Source organism: Agromyces humi, assembly GCF_009720255.1.
GTDB classification, from domain to species: Bacteria; Actinomycetota; Actinomycetes; order Actinomycetales; family Microbacteriaceae; genus Agromyces; species Agromyces humi.
Window position 1 is genome coordinate 1 of the sequence record NZ_WJSP02000023.1, and the last position, 24,314, is coordinate 24,314.

Genomic DNA, 24,314 nt, shown 5'->3' on the forward strand with positions numbered 1-24,314 from the left:
GCCCGAGCGATGCGGGAACAGCGAGGCGATGTGCCCGTCGGGCCCGACGCCGAGGAACGTGATGTCGAAGATCGGGTGATCGAGCCCGTCGACGCCGTGCTGCGAGAGCTCCGCCGCGTAGGCCTCGCAGGCGCACGGGGGTGTCGGGGCCGAGCATGGCGCCCGATGCGATGCGGAAGAGCAGCGCGTAGCCGATCTGCCCTCCGGCGCCCGTGATGGTGATGGTGACCGGCTTGACGCTCATGGTGCGAGCCTACGCCGCGGCACCGACGCGATCACCAGCCCAGCGATCCGGCCGCGCCCTTGAACGGGCCGGCGATCGCCGACGTGATCCAGCCGCCGTAGAAGTGCCCCGGCTGCGGGGTGACCCGCTCGCCGGCGACCGTGCACTCGTCCACTCGTCCGGCGTACACGGCGACGCGATCGGTGAGCACCTCGTAGCCCGCCTCGGGCGACGGGTAGTTCCACGCGGCTCGCTCCGCGATCCTGCCGCCGCCTCGTACGTCGAGGTACCGGGCGGTGCCCTTGAACTCGCAGAACGACGAGCCCTGCGCCGGCGTGAGCGAGAACGGGACGAAGGCGCCGATCGGCAGGTAGTAGACCGGCGGATGACTCGTCTCGAGCACGCGGACGACGTCGCGGGTGTCCACCACGCGTTCGCCGCCCAGGTCGATCGTCACCCGGACGTCGATGCCCTCGACGCGCGGCGGCCGCGGATAGTCCCACACGGATTCCTGGCCCGGTCGGATCGGATCCGGTACTGGTCGCATTGCCGGAGGCTAGGCCTCGATCCTGTGAGCGGGCAGCGGATCGGCTCGTCACCGGCGCCGCCCGAACCGGACAACGGCGCGGCGCGGCATCCGACCGCGGCATCGGCTCGTCGCGTACCGTGAGGTCATGAGAGACCTGTATCCGGAGATCGAGCCGCTCGAGACGGGCATGCTCGACGTGGGGGACGGCCAGCACATCTACTGGGAGGTGTCCGGCAACCGCGAGGGCAAGCCGGTGGTCTTCCTGCACGGCGGGCCGGGCGCGGGCACGAGCCCCGCGCACCGCCGGCTGTTCGACCCCGAGCGGTACCGGATCGTGCTCTTCGACCAGCGCGGCTGCGGCCTCTCGATCCCCCACGCCTCCGAGCCCGCCGCCGACCTCTCGGCGAACACCACCTGGCACCTCGTCGCCGACATGGAGCGACTGCGTCATCACCTCGGCATCGAGCGGTGGCAGGTCTTCGGCGGATCGTGGGGAAGCGCACTCGGACTCGCGTACGCGCAGACCCATCCCGAGCGCGTCACCGAGATCGTGCTGCGCGGCATCTTCACCCTGCGTCGCCAGGAGCTCGACTGGTTCTACGAGGGCGGCGCCTCCGCGGTGTTCCCCGACCTGTGGGAGGAGTTCATCGCGCCGGTGCCCGTGCTCGAGCGGGCGCACCTCATCGAGGCCTACGCGCGGCTGCTGGCCGACCCCGACCCCGAGGTGCACGAGCCCGCCGCGATCGCCTGGGCGAAGTGGGAGGGGGCGACCATCACGCTGCTCCCGCAGGCCGACACCATCGCCCGGTTCACCGACCCCGAGTACGCCGTCGCCTTCTCGCGGATCGAGAACCACTACTTCCGCCACGGCGGCTGGTGGGACGAGGGCCAGCTCATCCGCGATGCCCCGCGCCTCGCCGGCATCCCCGCGGTGATCGTGCAGGGCCGGTACGACATGTGCACCCCGCCCATGACCGCGTGGGACCTGCACCGGGCCTGGCCCGAGGCGGAGTTCCACATGATCGGCGATGCCGGGCACGCGTTCGACGAGCCGGGGATCCTCGACGCGCTCATCCGGGCGACCGACCGGTTCGGGCGGAGCCCGGAGGACGTGGCGCGCGACGGTGGCGACGATGACGGTCGCTACGACGACGACGACGATGACGACGATGACGATGACGATGACGGCGACGACGATGACGGCGACGACGATGACGACGATCGCGACGACGACGGCGACGACGACGACGAGGGCGAGACCGGGGACGATCAGGGCGGCGATCGGCGGGTCGACGCGGCATCCGGCGCAGTTGTCAACCCGTCGGGCGAGGAACGCCGGGAATGGGGGCCGGGACACCCCGCGGGGTAGTTTCTGAGCATGACGTTCAACCCGAACTCCGACATCGGCGGCGGCAGGGTCTCCCGGCGCGGCCGCAACACCGGCATCGCCGTCGGCGGCGGCCTCGGCGTGATCGCCCTCTTCGTGCTCTCCCAGTTCCTCGGCGTCGACCTCACCGGACTCGTCGGCGGCGGTGGCGGCGACCCGGCCGCCAGCGACAGCGCGCTCACCGAGTGCCAGACCGGACAGGATGCGAACGAGCGCATCGACTGCCGCATGAAGGGCGCGGCGGCGTCGCTCGACGCGTACTGGCAGGAGGAGGCGCCGAACGTGGGGCTCGACTACGCCAGCCCGCAGCCCATCGTGCTCTTCAGCCAGGGGACGTCGACGGGCTGCGGCAGCGCCTCGTCGGCGACCGGGCCGTTCTACTGCCCGCCCGACCAGACGATCTACATCGACACGAGCTTCTACGACCAGCTCGAGAGCCAGTTCGGCGCAGAGGGCGGCCCCCTCGCCGAGATGTACGTCGTGGCGCACGAGTGGGGGCACCACATCCAGAACCTCGCCGGCATCCTCGAGCGCGCACAGGACGGCGACACCGGGCCCACGTCGAACTCGGTCCGCACCGAGCTGCAGGCCGACTGCTTCGCGGGATCGTGGGCCGCTGCCGCCTCGCAGACCGTCGACGAGAACGGCGTGCCGTTCCTCCAGCCGATCACGCGCGACCAGTACGCGCAGGCCATCGACGCGGCGGCGGCGGTCGGCGACGACCGCATCCAGGAGGCCACCCAGGGTCAGGTCAACCCGCATTCGTTCACGCACGGCTCGAGCGAGCAGCGGGTGAACTGGTTCGAGACGGGTTACGAGCAGGGCGCCGGCGCCTGCGACACCTTCTCGATCGACGGCTCCCAGCTGTGAGCGGCCGGCAGTGAGCGGGCGGCTGTGAGCGGGCGGCTGTGATCGCCCGCCGGATCGGGCGCATCGCGCTCTGGGTGGTGGCGGTGCTCGCGCTCGCCGTGGTGGTCTTCCTCGTCTGGGCGCACACGGTGTTCGCCGGGGAGCGCCCCGAGTCGCTGAAGGCCTGGACCGATGCAGAGATCACCATCCGGCACACCGACTCGTCGTTCGTCATCGAGCCGGCCGATGGCGGCAGCGACGTCGGTCTGGTGTTCATCCCCGGCGCTCGCGTCGACCCGTCGGCGTACCTCTGGAAGCTCAGCGGCATCGTCGCCGAGACCGGCGCCACCGTGGTGATCACCGAGCCCACCCTGAACCTCGCGTTCTTCGACCAGCGACCGCTCTCGACGTTCACGTCCGAGGCGCCCGACGTGTCGGAGTGGTACGTGGGCGGACACTCGCTCGGCGGCGTGCGGGCCTGCCAGCTGGCCCAGGCGGGCACGGATGCCGCAGCCGAGCCCGAGGTCGTCGGGCTCGTGCTGTTCGGCAGTTACTGCGCGAACGACCTCTCGGACACCGAACTGCGCGTGCTCTCGCTCGTCGGCGAGCACGACGGGCTGTCCACGCCCGCGAAGGTGGAGGCGTCGGCGGGGCTCCTGCCCGCCGACACGGTGACCGTGCTGCTCGAGGGCGCGAACCACGCGGCCTTCGGCGACTACGGGCCGCAGCCGGGCGACGGCGTGGCGACGGCGTCCGACGAGGAGACCCGCGACGGCATCGCCGCGGCGGTCGCCGAATTCCTCGGGCAGCCGTCGTCGTGAGGCCGCCACCCGCGATCAGGATCGCGAGTCGGTAGGCTGTCGCCACGAAACGTCGACGAGGACGGAGTCCGATGGTGTGGCGCATCCGTTCCCGTGACATCGTGCTCGGCCTGCAGGGCGGCATCGGCAACCAGCTGTTCCAGTGGGCCTACGCCACTGATCTCGGCGCGCGAGGCCGGCGGGTGGTCTTCGACACGGCGCGCCTCGGGGGCGATCGGCCCTTCGAGCTCGGCCCGGTCGTGCCCCGAGCCGATCGCCTCGCCCGCCCCGTGGGCCTCGCGCTCGTCGTCGCCGCGAAGGCGGGGATCCTCTCCGACCGGTCTCGGATGCGCCTCGTCCGCCAGCGGCGGTCGGGGTTCGATCCCTCGGTCGACGAGCGGCTCGACCGCACGAGCTACCTGCTCGGCTACTTCCAGTCCCGGCACTACTTCGAGGCCTCAGCCGACCAGGTGCGTACAGAGGTGCGGCGGCTGCTCGAGGGCATGCTGACCGACCGTGGAAGGACGCTCGCCGCGACGCTGCGCGACGACCCCCACAGCGTGGCGGTGCACGTGCGGCGGGGTGACTACCTCCAGGCCGCCAACGCGCGGCACGGCGTGCTGGGCGCGGCGTACTACGACGCAGCGCTCGCACACGCCGAGGCGCTCGGGCACGCGAACCGCGTCTGGTTCAGCGACGACCTCGACTGGGTCCGCGAGCACCTCGCGCGCGACGGCGACCGGCTCTGCCCCGCCGACGCGATCCTGCGCGACGGCGGCGAGATCGCGCTCATGGCCGCCTGCTCGACGCGCATCATCGCCAACAGCAGCTTCAGCTGGTGGGGCGGATGGCTCGGCTCGGCCAGCACCCCGGGGCATCCGGTGATCGCGCCTGTCGCATGGTTCGCCGACGGGCACAGCGACGCGAGCGAGCTCGTGCCCGAGAGCTGGGTGCGGCTCTGAGGCGCGCCGACTAGGACGCGCCGGGCGCGAGGTCGCTCGTGACGAGCCTGGCCTTGCCGCCGAGGTGCTCGATGCGGTCCACGGGTTCGACGCGCACCTCGACGTGGCCGCGCAGCATCCGGCGCACCCGCTCGGCGACCTCCGTCGCCGCAGCCGCCGCGACCTGACCGGAGTCGCCCGGGACGTAGCGGAGGGTGACGGCATAGTCGGCGTGCTGGTGCAGTTGGAACTGGGTGACCGCCGTGGGGCGATCGTTGAAGAGGGTGCTCAGCCCGCCCGTCACCATGGTGCCGTCGGGCGTCCGCAGCACATCGACGATCCGGCCCTGGATCGGGTCGATGCGGGGGAGTGACCTGCCGCACGCGCACGGCCCGGATCGTGTCGCCGAACGATCGCCGATGCGATATCGAATGATCGGGAAGGCGGGGTTGAGGAGATCGGTGAGCACGACATCGCCCTCGACGCCCTCGGGGGCGGCCGCTCCGCCGTGGTCCAGCACCTCGACGACCCGGACATCGCCGAACACGTGGAGGGGGCCTCGCTCGGCGCACTGGGCGGCGATCCACGGGACCTCGGCACTGCGGTAGCAGTCGTACACCGGAGCGGCGAAGCGGGACTCGATGAACGCGCGCTTCGACGGGGTCAGCACGGACGCCGTCGAGGCGATGGCACGCGGAGGAGCCAGTTCGATGCCGGCTCGCGTGATGAACTGCGCGAATTCGTGGAGCCCGTCGACGTAGCCGGTGAGGAGCGCGGGCCGGACCCGCTGCCACAGCTCGGCGAAGGTGCGCATGGAGCCGTCGTCCATGGCTCGCGCGTCAAGCAGGATCTGCCGGGTGGGCCACCACTCGAGCCGGTGGAGCGCTTCCTGCAGCGCCGTGCGCGAGCGGCGGTAGATGGAGGCCGAGTCGTCGGCGGGATGCACGCCCCACCAACGATCTGCCCGCCACCAGAGCGACGCAGCGGGTGTACGAGGGTCCTGCCAGACGACGAGCGGCCGACCCGTGCTGCCGCCGGTGGTCGAGCGCAGCAGCTTCGCCGGCGCGGTGGAGGAACGGAGCGCGTCGCCGGCCTCGCGCAGCTGGTCCTTCTCGAGGATCGGCAGGTGCGCGAAGTTCGCGGCATTCTCGAAGTCGCGCTCGGTGAACCCGGCCTGCCCGAAGTGCTCGCGGTAGAAGGCGGACGTGCGGTAGGCGTGCCCCGCCAGCTCGATCGCGCGTCTCGAGGCACGGGCGGCGAGGACCTCGGCCGGGAGTCGCTCCGCCTGCCGCATCTCACGGGCGTGGGCGCGGTCGGGCCGCTGCGCGATCTTCGCCTTGAACTCGAACACGCCTCGTGCGAATGCGCCCGACATGCGGTTTCCCTCCATCGCGCCCGGGATGCCTGATCCTAGCAATCGGCCGGTGAGCACACAGGGTGCTCACCGGCCGATCGGTCGCTCAGGGGGTCGTCAGCCCTGGTACTTCCAGATCCGGACGTAGTCCACCTGGTAGTCCAGCGGCTGCGTCCACGACTTGTTGTTCGGGTCGGGCAGACCCCAGTACGTCGCCGACGGGCCGACGTGCAGGTTCAGTCGCACGTGCAGGGGCGAACCGAAGAACGACGGGTTCCACAGGTTCGGGTGCGTGGCCGGCGTCACCCGGGTGAGCTGCTTGCCATCGACGATGATCGCCGCGTACGTGGGCGTGAACTCGAACGCGTACGTGTGGAAGTCATCCCACACGGGAGTGGCGGCGCCGAAGTCGGCGTGGGTCCAGTAGTACTTCTGGTTGCCCGAGCCCGACGTCTGCGTGTGCACGGTGGTCGTCGCGGTGTCGATGCGCTGACCGCCGGGGGCGGCCTGCTCGTTGTAGCCCCAGGCCTCCATGATGTCGATCTCGCCGCTCTGGCTGTTGCGGAGCCAGAACGCGGCCAGCGACCCGAAGGTCTTCGGCCCGGTCGGCGTCTTGGCGCGGATCTCCCAGCGACCGTACTGCTGCGAGTACGACATGTCGTCGGACTGCAGCTTGCGCTGGTCCATGTACCCGGTCTTGTGGGTGATGGTCGGCACGCCGGCCTGGCCGGCCGGTCGGCTGAACGGCTGGTCGAGCCAGTCGGCCTTCAGGTGGGCGATGCCGGCGGAGTCGACGGACACCTGGCTGGACTCCGGCTCAGCGGCGTCCTGCAGGAGACCGAGGTCGGATCGGTCGCGCACGTTCCACTTCGTCGGGTCGATGGCGGGGTTGCCGCTGGAGTTCTTGTAGGTGAACTCATCGCGCCAGGTGGGAGCGCCCCATCCGGCGACCTCGCCGCTCTCGGTGCCCGTGCCGGTGCCCGGGACCGCCGGCGTGTCCGCCTCGGACGGGACCGTGTAGGTGAGAGCGGCATCGAAGCTCGAGTTGTGCGTCGCCCGCCAGTTCGAATGCACCTCGGCGGCGACGACGTTCGCGCCGACGCGGAGTGACGATGCGGGAACCTGGACGGTGACCAGGTCGGCGCGCGCCGTGGAGCTCTGCGGCGCCGCGGTCGCGTACGTGCCCGGGCCGATAGCTCCGGTAGGCAGGTTGCGGCGAACCGCCTCCACGCCGTTGACGTAGACGGCGACGCCGTCGTCGGCCCACGTCTGCAGCGTGAGGCCCGAAGCGGGCACCGCGGCGAGCGAGAAGCCGTGCGAGAAGTAGCTCGCCAGCGGCGCAGGACTGCCCTGCTGCAGCTGCGTGCCGAGCTGGCCGGCGTTCAGGCCGAAGCCGAACGGCGCCGTGCCGGTCGCCCACGACGTGGAGCCGCCGGTCCAGGAGGAGCCGGGATCGGCAGCACCTCGATAGTACGACCAGCCGGAACTCGCGAAGGGGAGGACGGTGGCCTGGGAATCAGCGGCCGACGCGGTGACGTCGGTCGTCATTGCCGCGGCACCCATCGTGCTGATGGACAGCGCGGCGACGACGGCGCCGCCGATGGCGATGCGCGTGAGGGATCTGCGATTGGGGGTCTTGTTCGGTCTGGTCAGCGGGGGCTTGGCCTTGGGCAAAATGGAAAACCTAACATCTCGACTTGGTCACGATCAGTCGCCCACTGTAGGGCCACGGTTCTCGATCGCCAAACCAAACTGAGAATCCGTCGGGAAAATGGTGGGAGCGCTTGCGGAGAGCCTCCACCGCTTCGGCGGCGGGACCGCGTTAGGATGGCTCATCCATATGGCGAGGGAGCCGCATGCTCGACGACGTCTTTCACAGCATCGCGCGACGCTGGCGCTGGCTGGTCGGAGTGACGATCCTGATGACGCTCCTCGGGCTTGCGCTGGGGCTCCTGTGGCCCGACCGGTACACGGCCACCGCCTCGGTCACCGTCGAGTCCATCACCATCGGCGAGCAGACCCAGGACGTCAACATGGAGACGCAGCGACTCGTCGCGCGCTCGACCGAAGTGCTCTCCATCGCCGCCGAGAACCTCGACGACGTGTCGGTCGCCGAGCTCCGCAGCGCGCTCCAGGTCAATGTGCCACGCGGCTCCCAGGTGCTCGAGTTCATCGTCACCGCGCCGACCGCGGCGGCCGCGGCCGAGCAGGCGAACGCCATCGCGGAGGCGTACCTCGAGCAGCGCACCGCTGCCGTTCAGCAGCGCATCACCGACGCCTCCGCGACGCTGAGCTCGACCGCCGACGAACTCGCCGCGCAGGCCGCGGCGCTCGCCCCCGAAGATCCCAGGCGGATCTCGCTCGAGAGCCAGGTGCAAGCACTGCAGGACCAGCGCGCCGTGCTCATCGCCACGTCGTTCGACGCCGGCTCGCTCATCGATCCCGCCGTCGAACCGACCGACACCGACAAGCCGAAGCTCTACGTCTTCGTCGCCGCCGGGTTCTTCCTGGGTCTCTTCCTCGGCGCCTTCGCGGCCCTGATCAGGGACCGGGTGGCCCGCCGTGGCACGCGAGCGGCGCGCGACGTCGCGCCCGAGCGGGTCGCGACTCCGACGCCGCCGAGAGGCGACGTGGCCGCCACGATCGACGTCGGAACCTCGACGAGCGCCGACCCCCGCGACGTTTCACCATCGGCCGTGCGTTCCTCCTCCTGACGGGTCGCGCTCAGCGCGCGATCGTCTCGCCCCACAGCTCCTGGACGAGGTCGACGGTCGCCTCGATGTGCTGTCGCGACGACGCCCCGAACACGATCGACTCGATCTGCGGCCGCGCGCGCACCCACTCGAGCGCCTCGCGCGCCGGGATCGCGCCCGACGCGAAGACCGACATCGCGATCGGCCGGAATCGACGCGTCGCCAGCACCTCGTCGTAGGCGGCCGTGCCGCCCGACACGCGGAACGCCAGCTTGTTCATGTTCGAGCAGACGATGGGGTTCTCGACCCCTGCTCGCTCGAGGGTGTCGAGTGCGAGCGGCAGGTTCATCGTGATGAACCCCGGCTCCGCGCCGTATCGCGAACGGACGTGGTCGGCGAAGATCGAGAACGCCGCGTCGAAGCGCAGCCCGAGCAGGAGGTCGACGACGACGTTCTGCAGGAACACGACCGGCGTCGGGAGCCCCCGGAACATCTTCATCTCGGAGTCCACGAGGAGCGTCACCAGGCCATCGACGTCCTTTCCGGCGAACGCCCGCCCGCCGCGCATCGCCGCGTTGAGGTAGCCCTCGTCGGGGAGGAAGTGGCGGAGCGCACCCAGCATGCCGTGTTCGGTCACCGCATTGGCGTACTTGTGCGCGTACGGCATGCACGGCAGGAACGTGAAGCCGTCATACCGGTCTGGATGTGTTCTGACGTGCTCTGCGACCTCGGCGATGCGGTCGTGCGTCGTGCACATGAAGGACCGCACGCCGGCCGCGTACGCACTGTCGATCACGTCGATGATCGCTCCCGTGTCCTGGAACCGCATCGCGCTCTGTCGGGCCTTCTCCTCTGACATGTGGTTCACGCCGAAGAACTGGTTGTCGCCGAAGAGGAGCCGATCGAGCTTCATGCGTGCCGCTCCGACCTGCGCGCCGCCCGCGCCGCCCTGCCAGCCCGCCAGCCGCGCGGCGACGGCTCGTCGGCCCTCGCGATCGCGTCGTCGGGATGCAGGAAGCGCTCGATGACCACGTCGGTCACCGCCGCACTCGCGAAGTCGTTGACCGCATCCCAGGTCTCGCCGCGCTTCGCGCGTTCGACCGCGTGCACGAAGTGGTCGAGCTGGGCGCTGTACTCCTCGCCGCGCAGGTAGAAGTCCACCGGTCGGGTCAGCGCCGTGGTGTTGGCGACCGTCCAACCGTGCCGGTACCCATCGGGCACCGTCGCGGTGTCGCGGAGGAACACCTGGATCTCCTGGCGGTCGGCGAGGATCTTGCCGTGATCGCCCCACAGGGTGATGCGGGTCGTCATCTTGCGATACGACTCGTCGGACCAGTCCACCGAGAGCTGGGCGTTCGCGCCGTCGGCGTAGCCGAGCGTGCCGTAGACCTCGTCGTCGGTCTCTGCCGAGAACACACGACCGAGCACGGCGCCGGTCACTGACACCGGCTCGCCGAGGTACCAGCCGAGCAGGTCGAGGGGATGCGCCGCATAGTCGTAGAGCGCGCCTCCGCCGGCCGTACGCCGGCTGCGCCAGGTCTCTCCCTTGGGGCGGAGCACGACCGGTCCGTAGGCTTCGGCCAGCGCATGGCTCACCCGGCCGATGGCGCCAGCCTCGAGCAGTCGCTTCACCTCTCCGAAGGTGCCGACGAAGCGGTTGTGATACCCGACCTGCGTGACCAGCCGGAGTTCGGCGGCCCGTGCTGCGAGCCGCATCGAGTCGGCCGCGCTCAGGGAGAGCGGCTTCTCGCAGAACACGTGGATGCCGCGATCGAGCGCCGCGCCGACGAGGTCGACGTGCGAGGCGGACGGAGTGGCGATGAGCACCGCGTCGAGGTCTGCCGTGTCGAGCATGCGCTCCGCGTCGGTGTACTTGGCCACGCCGGTGTACTTCTCGAGCACGTCGAGCAGGTATCCCATCGAGTCGCACACGCCGGCGACCTCGACCGAGGGGTGCGCGCCCAGGATCGACAGATGCGAGATGCCCATCTTCCCGGCGCCGACGACCCCGATCCTGATCATTGGACCCCCCGGGATGCGCGCACGGATGTCTCTGGCCCCATCCTATCTGCGCCGGGCATCCCGCCGATAGGATGCAGGCACCCCTTCAACGAGTGGCAGGGAGGTGGCATGAGCTCGCCCCCGATCACTGCTGTCGTGCCCACCCACAATCGTCCCGAGATGATGCGGCGGGCGGTCGAAAGTATTCTCGCGCAGGAATATGACGCGCCGATCGAGGTCATCGTCGTCTTCGATGCGTGCGACCCGGTGCTGCCCGAGGTGGACATCCCGGCGGGGCGCACCCTCCAGGGCGTGGTGAACGAGCGAGTCCGCGGCCTGGCCGGTGCGCGGAACACCGGCATCACGGGGGCCTCCCATGAGCTCGTGGCGTTCCTCGACGACGATGACGCCTGGCTGCCGGGCAAGCTCACCGTGCAGGCCGAGGCATTCGAGCGTCACCCTGCAGCCGTGCTCGTGGGCACGGCGATGATCGTCGACGACGGCGAGCGGACGCACGAACGGCGCGTCGGCTCGACCCTCGTCGACCACACGATGCTGTTGCACGACCGGCTTCCCGGCCTGCACTCGAGCAGCTTCGTGGTGCGCCGGTCCGCGCTCCTGGGCGACCTGGGCCTCATCGACGAGGCCCTGCCCCGCAGCTACGGGGAAGACTACGACCTCCTCCTCCGAGCGACCGCGCTCGGCGAGGTCGTCGTCGTCGACGAGCCGTTCGTCTCCGTGACCTGGCAGGGCCAGTCGTACTTCTTCGGGCGCTGGAAGGACTACGCGGACGCGCTGGAGTACCTGCTCGCGAAGCATCCCGACTTCGCCGATCACCGCAGGGCGGTGGGGCGGATCGAATCGCAGATCGCCTTCGCGCGGGTCTCGGCCGGCCAGAGGGAGGAGGGGCTCCGATGGGCGAGGCGTTCACTCGTCCATTCACCGACGCAGGTCAAGGCCGCACTCGCCATGCTCATCGCCGCCCGCGTGCTCACCACCGAGCAGGTGACCCGGATCGTCCAGCGGTTCGGGAAGGGCATCTGAGATGCGCGTGCTCATCGTCTGCTCGTCGGGAGGTCACCTGACCCAGGCGCTCGCCCTCCGGGATTGGTGGTCGCAGCACGAGCGGTCATGGGTGACCCTGCCCACCGAGGACGCCCGGTCGCGACTCGTCGGCGAGCACGTCGTGGAGGCGCACTACCCGACCGTGCGCAACCTCCCGAACCTCCTTCGCAATTTCCGCCTCGCGCGCGGCGTGCTCCGCGAGGTGCGGCCCGATCTCGTGTTCAGCACCGGGGCAGCGATCGCACTGCCCTTCTTCACGCAGGCGCACCACTACGGCGCCCGCACCGCGTTCCTCGAGCCGGTCGACCGCATCACCACGCCGTCGCTGAGCGGCCGACTCGTCTACCCGTTCTCCGACGCCTTCCTCGTGCAGTGGGCGTCACTGCAGTCGGTGTATCCCGACGCCCGCGACATCGGGGTGGTGCTGTGAGCGCCAGGACAGTGGTCGTGAGCGCGGGGAGCTACCACCTGCCGTTCCAGCGGCTCGTCGACTGGATGGCGCCGTGGGTCGCCGAGCACCCCGAGGTGCACGTGCTCATGCAGCACGGCCCCAGCCGGCCGCTGCAGGGCGCCGAGAACCACGACGTGCTCCCGTACAGCGAACTGCTCGAGCGGTGCCGGTCCGCCGACGCCATCGTGCTGCAGGGCGGTGCCGGCGGTGTCATGGACATGCGGGCCATCGGCCGCGTCCCGATCGTGGTGCCCCGGGTCCCGGTCGACGACGAGGTGGTCGACGAGCACCAGCTCATCTTCACCGAACGGGCTGAGCGGCTCGGCACGGTGCACCGGGCGATCACGCGCGAGCAGCTCTGGTCGTGCCTCGACGGGATGCTCGACGGCAGCATCGCCACGTCGGCGCCGCGGTCCGAGCCGACGCCAGGGGTGGTGGCTGCGGCATCCGTGCTCGGAACGCTCCCCGAGCGACTCCCGCTGCGGGTGCGGATCGCCCGACTGGGGCGCACGGCCCGCGGCATCCTCTTCGGTCGCCGAGTACGCTGAGGGCGCTGAGTCCGCCCCATCAGGCGAAGCGACCGAGGACTGGGAACTCCTTCCAGAGGGCGACGATGCCCAGCCGGCCGCGGAGCAACCAGAGGGCGCCGGCGTACACCAGGCCGACGGCGGCGAGGCCGACGACCAGTGCGCCGGGCGAGGTGCCGAGGGTCAGGCGCACGATGCCCATGCCCACCCCGAAGGCCGCGGCCGCGGTGAGCATCGCGGGGAGCAGCGGACGCGGTCGCAACCACACGCCCATCCGGCGGTGCACCTGCCACGCGGCGATGCACGTATCGGTGAGGCCGACGACAGCCCAGGTGATCGCGGCGCCGACGATGCCCATTAGCGGCACGAGGGCGAGGTTGAGCGCGACGCTGGTGGCCAGCACGATCGACTTGTTGAGCACCTGCCAGGAACTCCTGCCGCCTTGCAGGATGATGCTCTGGAGCATGCCCGCGCTGGACGTCACGAGCATGGTGAGGCTCAGGATGAGCAATGGCACGGCGCCGTCCTCGAACTCGGTGCCGAACAGCAGGAGCACCGACGGCCCCATGATGGCGAGCGTCAGGTAGTAGGGCCAGCTGACGAGGACCATCGCGCGGGTCACGGTCGTGTGCAACTCCCGGGTCTCCGCGAGCTCCCCCTTCGCCAGGTGGCGCGAGATGCGCGGGCTCACCGCGAGGCGCATCGCCCGGTCGACGACCTGACCTGCCCGCACCGTGCGGGTGACGACCGCGTAGATGCCCGCCTCGGCCGGCGAGGCGATGGCCGCGACGATGAGCACGTCCGTCCATTCGAGGAGGATCTCGAGCGAGCCGCCGACGGCCCTCGTCGCGCTGAAGCGCCAGAACCTGCGACCCGCGTCGCCGAGCGGCTCCACCGCCTCGGACCGCCGTCGCCAGTCCTGCCGCAGGGGCGACACGAGCAGCCCGACGCTCACGAGCACCCACAGCGGGATGACCGCGAGCCAGGCGCCGAACGCGGCGAACGCGGTGCCGGCCGCGTACACGACAACGCTCACGGCGACGAGCCGCACTGTCGGATAGACGATCGTATGGACGAAGGTGTACGCCGAGATGCCGTTGACCATGCGGGACGCGATCTGGAGCACGGCCAGTAGCGCCCCCACGCTGATGAACGGCGCCATCAACTCCAGGAAGGGCCGCAGCCGTGCGCTCTCGCCCGGCGAGGCGAGCCAATTCGCGAGTGGCTCCGAGAACACCCACACGAGCGCGCCGGCGAGGATGCCGAGGAACGCGACGGGGACGACGGCGATGAGGAGGACGCGCCACGTCTCGCCGCGGCGGTCGAACGCCTGGTGCTCGGAGATCGTCCGTACCAGGCTGCTGTTGGTCCCGAGCCGGAGCACCTGGCTCGCGATCGTGAAGAAGCCGACCGCCTGGAAGAAGAGTCCGGTGCCGTAGGCGCCGAGCGCGTTGCCGATGATGACGGCGATGACGAGCGCCGAAAGCGCGGATGCCGCCGATCCGATGAGGCTGAGCAGGCCGCTGCGCGCAAGGCGTTCATCGCGCATGCGGTCGCCCATGGTCGAGCTGGCGGACCCAGAGCTTCGACCCGGGCGTGTACCGCTCCCTGAGCAGCAGGCCCAGGATGAGGCAGATGCTGAGCAGGTGCCGGTCGAGTCCGTAGAACGCGCTGACCACGGTGCCGCTGATCACGGCGGCGTGCATCCAGAGCGTCACCGTGTTGGGGGCCGACCACGTGCGGGCGATGCCGCCGAGGAGGAACCAGGCGAAGAGAAGGAGACCCACGAAGCCGAAGCAGAACATGGTGTTCCAGAGGGCGCCCTGGGTGCCGATGGTGATCTCGCTCGTCAGGGAGGGGCGGGGTGCGCCGAATCCGAGGATCGGCGACTCCAGGGTGCGGGCGAACGTCTCCTCGTAGAGCAGGCTGCGCCCTTGCGTCGTGTCGACGACCTCCTGCCGCTCGATGATCGCCTCGAGTGCGCCCGAGATGGAGAGCAGGAACATCACGCCCGAGCTGAGGACGCACACCCAGAGGAACGCGAGCCACTTGCCTCGCAGGAGAAGCCGGATGACGACGTACGCGAGGCCCACGGCGACGCCGATGAACAGGCCGCGATTGCTCGAGGCCACGGCCGGCGGCACAGCGAGGGCGGCACCGAAGAGCACGAGGAGCAGGGCACGTGCCGTGCCGCGCTCGAGCGCCCAGGCCACCGCCGTGGGCGTGAGGATCACGAGCGCGGCGCCCCAGCCGTTCGTGTAGGCGAATGGAGCGGACGGGCGCACGAACGGTTCGTCGGCTCCCCATGGGTCCTGCACCTCGGAGAACTTCGGGAACACCAGGTCGCGGACGTACTCGTTGTCGAGGATCCCACCAGGCAGGATGCGCCCGACCGTGAACGTCAGGGACCCGTCGGGCCACAGGATGCCGAGGTATCCGGCCAGGATGATGAAGAACCACGTGAAGGTCAGGCCCGCGAGCACGCGCCGCGCCGTCAGGCTCGACCGGGCGTTGATCAGGTAGACGAGCGCGATGGCGACCCCGGCGAACTGGGCGAAGCGCATGCCGAACCCCAGCACCCGGCCCACGGAGTCGAGCATGAGCGCGCACGGCAGCATCCAGACGACGAAGGCGAGCCAGGGGATGGTGCCCGGGACGAGCTCGATGCGCCCGCGATGGATGAGGTAGGCGAGCATCGGCACGGACGCGATCAGCAGGTAGAAGGGAAGCAGGCCGAACGCCCACCATGCCGGCAGCCCCCAGAGCAGGACGAGGATGGGCCATGCAGGCAGCTCGCGCCGCGTCTCCGGTGGGGTTCTCACGGCGGCGTGCGCGCCCGCCCGCGCTGCTGCGCCGATGCCGGCGTCGGCCGCCGCCGCTCGCCCCGAGGTGCCGACGGTGACCGTCACGCGACCGGAGCCCGGACTCCGGCGCCGAGCGCCCGGTACTTCCGCACCAGTGAAAGCGCGGCCACCCCCGCGGTGAAGAGGAACAGCGCCACGTACGCGGTGAGGAAGACCGGCATCCAGGCGGACGTCGCGACGATGAGGTACGTCACCCCGACGTCGTACGGCAGCTTCGCGAAGGAGAGCCAGACCGGGGCATCCGCTCGTGGCACCTCACCGCCCGGCGTCAGTTTCTCAGCGAGTGTCTGCGCGAAAAACCACACCGACGACAGCAGGGCGAACGCAGCGGCCGTCGACACGAACACCAACGGCTCACCGGCTCGCACGAGGAAGACGAGGACGGCGACGTGGAACAACGGCAGCCGCGCCGCGTCGACGACGTGATCGAGCCACTCACCCGCCAGGGAGCCGGATCCCGTGAGCCGGGCCAGCTGGCCGTCGGCCGAGTCGAGCGCATACCCGCCGAGGAGGAGCAACGACGCGCCGACGGCCGCCGCAGGGGACGGCGGCGCGAGTGCGAGCACCAGCATGCCAGCCACGGACAGGATGCCGCTCAGGAGCGTCACCTGGTTCGGGGAGAGTCGCAGGACGTAGGCCACCGCGGCTGCACGGCGCCCGAGACCCCGGTTGACCCAGCGGAGGTAGGCGGGGACACCTGCGCCCGGTTTCTGCGCCGCCGCGAGCCGGGCGACCGCGTCCCGGTAGTTCCGCCGTTCGCTCGTGCTGGTCACTTGGGGGTCCCGGTGCCAGTCTCAGCGGGTCGCCGACAGCACGAGCTCGAAGCTCATGTCGGGCGACGTGCGGTAATTGAGGTGGGTGGACGCGCTGAGCACGTTCGTCCCGGCGACGAGCAGGCTGGTGGGCACCGCCAGCTCGACCTGGTTCGCCACGGCCGTCGTCGTCCGTGGTGCAGCGGTCGCGAACGTCGACTGGGTGATGGTGCCGGCCGGCAGGTTCGCACGGCCGATCTCGGTGCCGTTGAGGTAGACGATCGCGCCGTCGTTCGCCACGAACCGCACGGTGACCGTGTCGAGGGCGCCCGGGTCGCTGACGGTGAACGCGTGTCGGAACCGCGCGCCCAGCGGACGGGGCGAGGGCGCCCCGACCGAGATGTCAGTGCCGAGGCCCGTCGAGTTGAATCCCAGCGGGGCAGGGCCGACCACCCACGAGGAGTCGTCGAACGCCGGCTGCTGCCAATCCGGCTGCCAGGTGCTGGCGTCGTAGGACCAGCGCCAGTTCGCCGTCTTCGGCACCAGCGTCACGTTCGGGTCGACCGGCTCTGCGGGCGTGGTCACCTGCGCGGTGCCGGCCGGCGACGTCGAGGCGCCCGCGATGGCGACCACGCTGTACTGATAGGTGGTCGAGGCCGCGAGGCCGCTGTCGGCGAAGCTCATCGTCGACCCCGGAACGCGTGCCACCTCGACGCCATCGCGCCGGACCGCGTACTCGGTGACGCTCCCCGGCGACGGATGCGTCCACGAGACGTCCACCGTCGAGAAGCTGGTCGCGGTCGCCGCCACCGTCGGCGCCGCCAACGGCGCAGGCGTGCCGCGCTTCGCCGTGAACCGCAGGTCGAAGCTGAGGTCGGGCGAGGTGCGGTAGTTGAGGTGCGTCGATGCGGCGATCACGTTGGTCCCGCTGACGAGGAGCCCGCTCGGCACCGTGAACTGGACGCGGCTGGAGGCCGCGGCCGTGGTTCGAGGCGCCGCGCTGGCGAACGTGTTCTGGCCGACCGTGCCGGACGGCATGTTGGCCCGTCCGATCTCGACGCCGTTCACGGACACGACCACGCCGTCGTCGGCGACGACGGACACGACGCCGTCGATCACCGTCGCAGGGTCGCTCACCGTGAAGGCCTTGCGGAACTGCGCGCTCAGCGGGCGCGGGCTCGGCGCTCCGACGGAGATATCGGTCGCGATCGTCGAGGACCCGAATCCGAGGAACGATGCTCCCGTGGACCACGATCCGTCGTTGTAGCCGATGTCGCGCCAGTTGGCCGCCCACGCCGTGGAGTCGTAGCGCCAGCGCCACGAATCACCCGTGGAGGCGAAGGTGAGGTCGGTCGCGCTCGGCGGGTTCACCATCGCGACGGACGACGTCGCAGAGCGGTTGCCCGCCGCGTCGACGGCACGCACGAAGTACTTGACCGGCGTGCTCTCCACGGGAACGGACAGCTCACGGGCGCTCGTGGACGCGACGACCTTGTTCCCACGGATCACCTCGTACTTGGCGACGCCGCGGTTGTCGGTCGAGGCGCTCCAGGACAGCAATGCGCTCGCGGCATCCGTCGGGGTCACCGTCGCCGTCGGTGCCGACGGCGCGGCCGCGTCACGCGGAGCGAACCTCGTGAAGCCCGCCGCCCACTGGTTCACCTGCCCGGCGCGGGTGGAGTACAGCAGGTCGCCGCCCGCCCACAGCGTGCCGGTGGAATCCTGGAAGAGGGCCCATACGCCGAATCCTCGGCGGGCCTGGGTGATCGGGTTGAAGTCCTGGAGGTACTTGCCAGTGGCGGCATCCCACCCGCCGAACAGGTTGATGCTGTCGCCCTGCGTCCAGTTCGTGCCGACATCCGACCACGTGAAGGCGTTCTCGTACGTGAAGTCACCGCAGTGGCACCCTGCGAAGACGGTGTCGGCATTCGCCTCGACCACCTGGAAGTCACCGCCCGCCTTCGTGATGCTCCCGCTCGTTCGCGTGAACGTGTTGCGGTCGTACCCGAACAGGCTGTGCTCGGACCCACCCGAGTACACCTTGCCCGCAGCCTCGGCAACGCCGAGCTGCCAGATGTTGCCCGTGAAGTTCGTGCCGGGCTTGCTGAACTGCGGGACCCACAGGGGCTGCACCAGTGGCGCGCCGCTGGCGGTCTGGAAGGCCGCGTCGCTCAGCGTCTGGGTCGCGCCGCTCTGGCGGAAGTACCCCGAGTAGTAGGCCCGCGTGCCGTCGGCTGCCGCCTCCACGCCGACGCTGGTGCCGTTGAGGTTGGGGTTCCACTGGGTGTCGGGACCTCCCGCGGCGAGATTGATCCGTGCGCCGTTCCAGGAACTGGAGGTCACGCCGTTCGATCCGACGAGGTGCGTGAACGACCCCGACAGGTAGAGGGAACTCCCCTGGAGCGAGAAGCCGCGCACCTGGACCGTTCCGCCCGCCGTGCGGTTCTCGACGTCGACCTGCCACCCGGGAGCCGTCTGGCCGGTGGCCGGGTCGAGCACCACGAATCCGGAGTGCGGCTGCCCGTTGACGGTGGTGAACTGGCCGCCGACCGCCAGGCGCCCGTCAGGCAGCCCGACGATCGCCTTCACCTGGTTGTTCAGCTGCGGCACGAACGCCGGCTTGAACTCACCGCTGTTCACGTCGAACGCCGCCAGGTAGGGACGCTCGACCTTGCTGGTGCCGGTCGAGGCGGCCGACTTCTGCACGTAGCGGAAGTTTCCGCCGACATACACGGTGTTCCCGACCTGGCCGAACGCGGCCACCTCGGTGTTGAGCTCACCGTCGACGCCGTTCGCCTGACCGGTGACGCCCCAGACGGTGCGGAGTGCATCGCTGTCGGGCTGCGCTCGCAGTGTCTGCGCCGGCGCGCCCCCGTCGGGGATCGTGCCGAAGTCCATCTGCGCGATCCGCAGCTGCGGGCGAAGGTAGACCTGCGTGAACGGTCGTGCGCCGCCGAGCCCGTTCGTCGCGGAGTACAGATAGGAGGTCGCGGCGTTCTGGCCGAGCACCTGGGAGCCGTACGAGAATCCGCCGACCCAACCCTGCGCCGCGCTGATGCCCTGATCGACGCGGCGGAACTGCGAGTTGCTGCCGAAGTTGGCGGTCGTGCCACCCGAGCCCGCGACTCCGTCGAATTGATAGGTGCCGACGGGGTGCTCACCGCGGAACGTCCACACCCAGCGGTCTCGCTTGGGCATCGTGAACCGCGCCTCCTGCCACGTCGTACCGGTCGTGTTGGTCGCGCGACGGAGCCGGATGCCGTCGGGGAGGGCGCTCACCTTGCCGTTGTTCAGCAGGCCGTCGATCATCTGCGACGGGAGCTGCGCCACCGTGAACGCGTCGGGCCCCGTCACGGTGTTGCGGAGGACATCGGGTGTGCGCAGGCCGTGGTAGTAGTTCTTCCAGCCCTCTCGGCCTCGACCGACGAGGACCCATCCACCACCGCTGGTGGTCATGTCGCAGTAGAACTGCTCGGGAGCCTTCAGCGCGGGCGTGAGCAGCCAGTACACGCCGTCGGGCGAGGCGGGAACGTTCTGCTTCACCTCCCAGCACGAGCCGGCCGCCGTGCGCTCACTCCGCCCGTCGGGCGTCGGCTCGGCCGCCGCCGCGGGCGACGAAGGCGTTCCGGTGAACATCAGCAGGGATGCCGCCATCGCTGCGGCGGCCATGAGGCCGATCGACGTGCGAGCGCCGAATCGGGTTCGGGGCGAGGTGTGGTTCGTCATCATGGCTTCCTTGCTCATTCGGGACATGAGGCGCCATCGGGGATCTCGTGGGTCGAGATCCTCCAGAGACCGTCCGTGAAGACGGCGCCGTAGAGGTTCAGCACGGGGTGGCCCGGCTGGTAGAGCTGATCGCCGACGGACTTGCCGGCGCTGTCGAGGACGTCGAGTCCGCTCGTGTCGAGGCAGACTTCGAGGAGCGCGGTCGGAGGGGCGGACGTGAGGTCGATGGACCGGACGGCGACGCTGGTGACCTCGGCCGCGCCGACCTGCGTGTAGCCGAGTTGCTTCCGCTCGACGGCGAGTGCTTCCAGCTCGCCCTGGACGAAGCCCGTGGCGATCACGTCGATGCCCTCGGTGCCGCCGTCGGCGCGCTGCAGGATCTCGTTGCTCGCGGCCACGAGGTCCTCGACCGCCACGGTGGCTGCGACCGTCGCGGTCTCCTCGTCGCCGAGGGGGGCCGGCTCGGGCGTCGTGACGGAGAGTGGGGGCGGCGGTTCCTCCGTGGGTTCCACGGTCGACTCGGCGGAGGTGTCGACCGTCGGCTGGGTCAGGTTCGCGGAGAGGGCGATCGCCCCGGCGATCACCGCCCCGCCCGCGACCAGGGCCGCGCCGATGATCCAGCGCGCGCGACGAGGCTGTTCATCCTCGGGGCGGACGTCGTCCTCGGGGCGGACGTCGTCTTCGGGACGGGGTGCGGTCATGGCGTCCTCCCAAGGGAGTCGACGGCCTCGGTGAGGGCCGCGTGCCGGAGGCGGAAGTCGTCGACGGTCGAGCGGAGGCCGTCCTCGAGTGAGATCGTCGCGTTCCATCCGAGGGCCGTCACGCGCGAGACGTCGAGCAGCTTGCGCGGCGTGCCGTCGGGCATCGTCGGATCGAACTCCAGTCGACCCTCGAACCCGACCGCGTCGGCGACGAGGCCGGCGAGTTCGCGGATCGTGAGGTCGACGCCCGTGCCGACGTTGAGGTGCGCGAGCGTTCCGCCGAGCACCTCGTCGAACTCCGATCGAGGGCGTTCCATGACGTGCACGCTCGCGCGGGCGAGATCGTCCACGTGCAGGAACTCCCGCCGCGGCTCACCGGTGCCCCAGATGACGACTTCGGGAGCGCCCGTCTCACGGGCCTCGTGGAACCGGCGGATGAGCCCGGGGATGACGTGGCTCCGCGTGGGGTGGTAGTTGTCGCCCGGGCCGTAGAGGTTCGTCGGCATGATGGCCCGGTAGTCGCGGCCGAACTGCGTCCGGAGGCTGGCGCAGAGGGTGATCCCGGCGATCTTCGCGACCGCGTAGGCCTCGTTCGTCGGCTCGAGCGGACCGGTGAGCAGCGCCTCCTCGACCATCGGCTGGGTGGCGAACTTCGGGTAGATGCACGAGGAGCCGAGGAAGAGGAGCCGATCGACGTCGTGGGCGTGCGCCGCCCAGATCACGTTGGCCTCGATCATCAGGTTCTCGTAGAGGAAGTCGGCGGGGAGCATGCTGTTGGCGTAGATGCCGCCCACCTTCGCCGCGGCCAGGACCACCTGGTCGATGTGCTCGTCCGCGAAGAACCGCTGGACCTGGGCCTGGTCGGTGAGGTCGAGTTCGGCGCGCGTGCGCGTGACGATCTCCGCGTAGCCCAGTGAGCGGAGGCGCCGCTCGATCGCCGAGCCCACCATGCCACGGTGTCCGGCGACGAAGATTCGGAGGTCGGTGGGATGCATGCTCATCCCTCCGCCGTGACCAGCGTGTGGTAGCCGAGCGACTTCAGCAGCGCGGTCTGCTTGGCGACGTCGAGATCGGCGGCGACCATCTCGGCGCAGAGGTCGCGGACGCCGATCTCGGGCATCCAGCCCAGCTCGAGGTTCGCCTTCGTCGCATCGCCGAGCAGGGTCTCCACCTCGGCGGGCCGGAAGTACCGGGGATCCACCCGCACGATGACGTCGCCGGGCGCCACGCCCGGTGCGTCGTCGCCGATCACCTCGTCGACGACGCCGACCTCGCCGAGTCCGGAGCCCTCGAAGCGCAGGGTGACCCCGACCTCCTCGGCGGCCCATCGCACGAACTGGCGGACCGAGTGCTGGATCCCCGTCGCGATGACGAAGTCCTTGGGTTCCTCGCGCTGCAGCATCATCCACTGCAGGCGCACGTAGTCGCGCGCGTGCCCCCAGTCGCGCCGGGAGTCGAGGTTGCCGAGGTACAGGCAGCGCTCGAGGCCCTGGGCGATGTTCGCGATGCCGCGGGTCACCTTGCGCGTCACGAACGTCTCCCCGCGCCGCGGCGACTCGTGGTTGAAGAGCACGCCGTTGCAGGCGTACATGCCGTAGGACTCGCGGTAGTTCACCGTGATCCAGTAGGCGAAGAGCTTCGACGCGGCATACGGCGACCGAGGGTAGAACGGGGTCGACTCCCGCTGGGGCACCTCCTGCACCTTCCCGAACAGCTCGGAGGTGGAGGCCTGGTAGAACCGCACGTCGTCCATGTGGAGGAGCCGAACCGCCTCCAGCAGCCGGAGGGTGCCGAGGGCGTTGACGTCGGCCGTGTACTCGGGCTCCTCGAAGCTGACGGCGACGTGCGATTGCGCGCCGAGGTTGTAGATCTCGTCGGGCTCGACGTCCCGCACGATCCTGGTGATGTTCGACGCGTCGGTGAGGTCGCCGTAGTGCAGGAACAGCTGCGCGTCCTCGGCGTGCGGGTCCTGGTAGATGTGGTCGATCCGCTGCGTGTTGAACTGGGAGGACCGGCGCTTGATGCCGTGCACCTCGTAGCCCCGGTCGAGGAGGAACTCCGCGAGGTACGAGCCGTCCTGGCCGGTGATGCCCGTGATGAGTGCGCGCTTGGCCATGGCGTCAGCCCTCGCTCTCGGTGCGCTCGGGAGCGTCGGGTGCCTCGAGTGCGGACAGTGCCTGCCGGAGGATCGAGCTCGAGGTCGTCACCGTGTAGGGGAAGTACACGACTTCGACGCCGACCCTCGCGAATGCACGCTCCAGTTCGCGACCACGTGGCGTGCCCTTCCAGTCGTCGCCCTTGAAGTAGATGTCGAACCGGACCTCGTTCCACGTCTCGAGCTTGTCGATCGCGGTTTCGGGGTACACCTCGTCGACGAAGGTGATGTGGCGGACGATCTCCAGCCGCTCGCTGAGCGGCACGATGGGGCCGTGACCTCGGGTGGCCACGAGGGCCTCGTCGGCGACGATGCCCGCCACGAGGTAGTCGCAGGCACTGCGCGCGTGCTTCAGGATGTTGAGGTGGCCGATGTGGAAGAGGTCGAAGGCGCCGCCGGCATAGCCGATGCGCGCCCCCTCGGGTCGCCGGACGGACTGGTCGAGGTCGGTCATCAGTACGCCCCCTTCGGGCGAAGCACCGTCTTCACCGTGCGCCACACGATCATGAGGTCACCCAGGAGCGACCAGTTCTCGACGTAGTAGAGGTCGAGCCGGACGCTCTCCTCCCAGCTCAGGTCGGAGCGCCCGCTGATCTGCCAGAGGCCCGTGAGGCCCGGCTTGATCATGAGCCGGCGCTTCACCTTCTTCTCGTAGCACTCCGCCTCGGAGACGAGGGGCGGCCGCGGACCGACGACGCTCATGTCGCCGACGAGGATGTTCCAGAACTGGGGCAGCTCGTCGAGCGAGTGCGAGCGCAGCTTCCGGCCGATGCGGGTGACGCGAGGATCGTTGCGGAGCTTGAAGAGCACGCCCGAGCCATCGTTCTGGTCGAGCAGTCCTTCGAGGTCCCGTTCGGCGGTCGGCACCATGGAGCGGAACTTCAGCATCTCGAACGTCTGGCCGTCCCGGCCGCACCGGGTCTGCCGGAACAGGACCGGGCCGGGGCTGTCGAGCCGCACCAGCAGCGCGATGACGAGCATGAGGGGCGCGAGCAGCAGGAGGGCCGTGCCCGAGAACGCGATGTCGAAGGTGCGCTTCACGACGTGACGCCACCCCGCGAACGTCGGGATTTCGACGTGGAGGAGCGGCAGGCCCTCGACGGGCCGGAAGTGGACCCGCGGCCCTGCGACGTCGGTGAGCCGCGACGACAGCACCAGTTCGGTCGCGGTGCCCTCGAGGTCCCAGCTCAGTTGCCGGATCGCGTCGCCCCCGTCGCCGTACTGCCCGGTGACGATGACGGCGTCGGCATGGTGGGCCGCCGCGGCGGCGGCGGCGCCGGCGGTGCCCGCGACGAC

At 70.1% G+C, this 24,314-nt stretch carries 21 protein-coding genes and 3 pseudogenes; 8 read left to right on the forward strand and 16 right to left on the reverse strand.

The window, feature by feature from the left end:
- From GH736_RS24445 to GH736_RS04280, 3 genes and pseudogenes are all read right to left on the reverse strand, one after another.
- A pseudogene (locus tag GH736_RS24445) lies at positions 1-114 on the reverse strand (6-phosphogluconolactonase); the annotation flags it as partial.
- A gap of 10 nt (positions 115-124) precedes the next feature.
- Positions 125-244 (reverse strand): annotated as a pseudogene (locus GH736_RS04275) (malate dehydrogenase); the annotation flags it as partial.
- A gap of 31 nt (positions 245-275) precedes the next feature.
- Complete coding sequence (locus GH736_RS04280; RefSeq protein ID WP_159600585.1) at positions 276-770, reverse strand: DUF427 domain-containing protein; 495 nt, start codon at positions 768-770, stop codon at positions 276-278.
- A gap of 127 nt (positions 771-897) precedes the next feature.
- On the opposite strand from GH736_RS04280, the pseudogene pip reads away from it, so the two are divergent.
- The 4 genes and pseudogenes from pip to GH736_RS04300 form a co-directional block, all read left to right on the forward strand.
- A pseudogene (gene pip, locus GH736_RS04285) lies at positions 898-1,854 on the forward strand (prolyl aminopeptidase); the annotation flags it as partial.
- Between the two features lie 276 nt (positions 1,855-2,130).
- Positions 2,131-3,009, forward strand: coding sequence for a KPN_02809 family neutral zinc metallopeptidase (gene ypfJ, locus GH736_RS04290; RefSeq protein ID WP_159600589.1), 879 nt, complete (start codon positions 2,131-2,133; stop codon positions 3,007-3,009).
- Positions 3,010-3,047: 38 nt separating this feature from the next.
- On the forward strand, positions 3,048-3,809 hold the full coding sequence (locus GH736_RS04295) for an alpha/beta hydrolase (RefSeq protein WP_159600591.1): 762 nt from the start codon (positions 3,048-3,050) through the stop codon (positions 3,807-3,809).
- A 71-nt stretch (positions 3,810-3,880) separates the two neighbouring features.
- Entirely contained in the window at positions 3,881-4,750 is an 870-nt protein-coding gene (locus GH736_RS04300) for an alpha-1,2-fucosyltransferase (protein ID WP_159600593.1), read from the forward strand.
- 10 nt (positions 4,751-4,760) lie between these two features.
- Here the strand turns inward: GH736_RS04300 and GH736_RS04305 are convergent, their stop codons facing one another.
- Together GH736_RS04305 and GH736_RS04310 are read right to left on the reverse strand one after the other, a co-directional pair.
- A complete protein-coding gene (locus tag GH736_RS04305; RefSeq protein ID WP_159600595.1) occupies positions 4,761-6,104 on the reverse strand; it encodes a phenylacetate--CoA ligase family protein in 1,344 nt (447 codons plus the stop codon).
- A gap of 96 nt (positions 6,105-6,200) precedes the next feature.
- Positions 6,201-7,757, reverse strand: coding sequence for a glycoside hydrolase family 16 protein (locus GH736_RS04310; RefSeq protein WP_159600597.1), 1,557 nt, complete (start codon positions 7,755-7,757; stop codon positions 6,201-6,203).
- 182 nt (positions 7,758-7,939) lie between these two features.
- Between GH736_RS04310 and GH736_RS04315 the strand changes: the two genes are divergently transcribed.
- The gene (locus GH736_RS04315) at positions 7,940-8,797 is read left to right on the forward strand and encodes a Wzz/FepE/Etk N-terminal domain-containing protein (RefSeq protein WP_159600599.1); all 858 of its coding nucleotides are present in this window, start codon (positions 7,940-7,942) and stop codon (positions 8,795-8,797) included.
- A gap of 10 nt (positions 8,798-8,807) precedes the next feature.
- Here the strand turns inward: GH736_RS04315 and GH736_RS04320 are convergent, their stop codons facing one another.
- Entirely contained in the window at positions 8,808-9,689 is an 882-nt protein-coding gene (locus tag GH736_RS04320) for a hypothetical protein (protein WP_159600601.1), read from the reverse strand.
- A complete protein-coding gene (locus tag GH736_RS04325; protein ID WP_159600603.1) occupies positions 9,686-10,798 on the reverse strand; it encodes a Gfo/Idh/MocA family protein in 1,113 nt (370 codons plus the stop codon). The genes GH736_RS04320 and GH736_RS04325 overlap by 4 nt, the downstream gene beginning before the upstream one ends.
- Positions 10,799-10,906: 108 nt before the next feature.
- On the opposite strand from GH736_RS04325, the gene GH736_RS04330 reads away from it, so the two are divergent.
- From GH736_RS04330 to GH736_RS04340, 3 genes are read left to right on the forward strand one after another with little or no spacing between them, the layout of a single operon-like run.
- Entirely contained in the window at positions 10,907-11,821 is a 915-nt protein-coding gene (locus tag GH736_RS04330) for a glycosyltransferase family 2 protein (protein ID WP_159600605.1), read from the forward strand.
- A 1-nt stretch (position 11,822) separates the two neighbouring features.
- Positions 11,823-12,272, forward strand: coding sequence for a glycosyltransferase family 28 protein (locus GH736_RS04335; RefSeq protein WP_159600607.1), 450 nt, complete (start codon positions 11,823-11,825; stop codon positions 12,270-12,272).
- A gap of 17 nt (positions 12,273-12,289) precedes the next feature.
- On the forward strand, positions 12,290-12,841 hold the full coding sequence (locus GH736_RS04340; protein ID WP_159600609.1) for a glycosyltransferase: 552 nt from the start codon (positions 12,290-12,292) through the stop codon (positions 12,839-12,841).
- A 19-nt stretch (positions 12,842-12,860) separates the two neighbouring features.
- Here GH736_RS04340 and GH736_RS04345 read toward each other — a convergent pair whose 3' ends face one another.
- From GH736_RS04345 to GH736_RS04385, 9 genes are all read right to left on the reverse strand, one after another.
- Positions 12,861-14,369 carry a lipopolysaccharide biosynthesis protein gene (locus GH736_RS04345; RefSeq protein ID WP_159600611.1) on the reverse strand — a complete coding sequence of 503 codons (1,509 nt, stop codon included), beginning with the start codon at positions 14,367-14,369 and terminating at the stop codon, positions 12,861-12,863.
- The gene (locus GH736_RS04350; protein WP_159600613.1) at positions 14,359-15,729 is read right to left on the reverse strand and encodes an O-antigen ligase domain-containing protein; all 1,371 of its coding nucleotides are present in this window, start codon (positions 15,727-15,729) and stop codon (positions 14,359-14,361) included. The genes GH736_RS04345 and GH736_RS04350 overlap by 11 nt, the downstream gene beginning before the upstream one ends.
- A complete protein-coding gene (locus tag GH736_RS04355; protein ID WP_159600615.1) occupies positions 15,726-16,457 on the reverse strand; it encodes a CDP-alcohol phosphatidyltransferase family protein in 732 nt (243 codons plus the stop codon). Before GH736_RS04355 ends, GH736_RS04350 begins: the two co-directional genes overlap by 4 nt.
- Before the next feature lie 21 nt (positions 16,458-16,478).
- Positions 16,479-20,162, reverse strand: coding sequence for a fibrinogen-like YCDxxxxGGGW domain-containing protein (locus tag GH736_RS04360; RefSeq protein WP_159600617.1), 3,684 nt, complete (start codon positions 20,160-20,162; stop codon positions 16,479-16,481).
- 14 nt (positions 20,163-20,176) lie between these two features.
- Positions 20,177-20,863 (reverse strand): hypothetical protein, encoded by a 687-nt coding sequence (locus tag GH736_RS04365; protein ID WP_159600619.1) that lies wholly within the window; start codon positions 20,861-20,863, stop codon positions 20,177-20,179.
- Positions 20,860-21,858: a GDP-L-fucose synthase family protein gene (locus tag GH736_RS04370; protein WP_159600621.1), complete on the reverse strand. Its 999-nt coding sequence runs from the start codon at positions 21,856-21,858 to the stop codon at positions 20,860-20,862. Before GH736_RS04370 ends, GH736_RS04365 begins: the two co-directional genes overlap by 4 nt.
- Before the next feature lie 2 nt (positions 21,859-21,860).
- A complete protein-coding gene (gene gmd / locus GH736_RS04375; protein ID WP_159600623.1) occupies positions 21,861-22,979 on the reverse strand; it encodes a GDP-mannose 4,6-dehydratase in 1,119 nt (372 codons plus the stop codon).
- Between the two features lie 4 nt (positions 22,980-22,983).
- On the reverse strand, positions 22,984-23,472 hold the full coding sequence (locus GH736_RS04380) for an adenylyltransferase/cytidyltransferase family protein (protein ID WP_159600625.1): 489 nt from the start codon (positions 23,470-23,472) through the stop codon (positions 22,984-22,986).
- The coding region (locus GH736_RS04385) for a sugar transferase (protein WP_159600627.1) at positions 23,472-24,314 on the reverse strand (843 nt) is incomplete at its 5' end. The genes GH736_RS04385 and GH736_RS04380, both read right to left, overlap by 1 nt.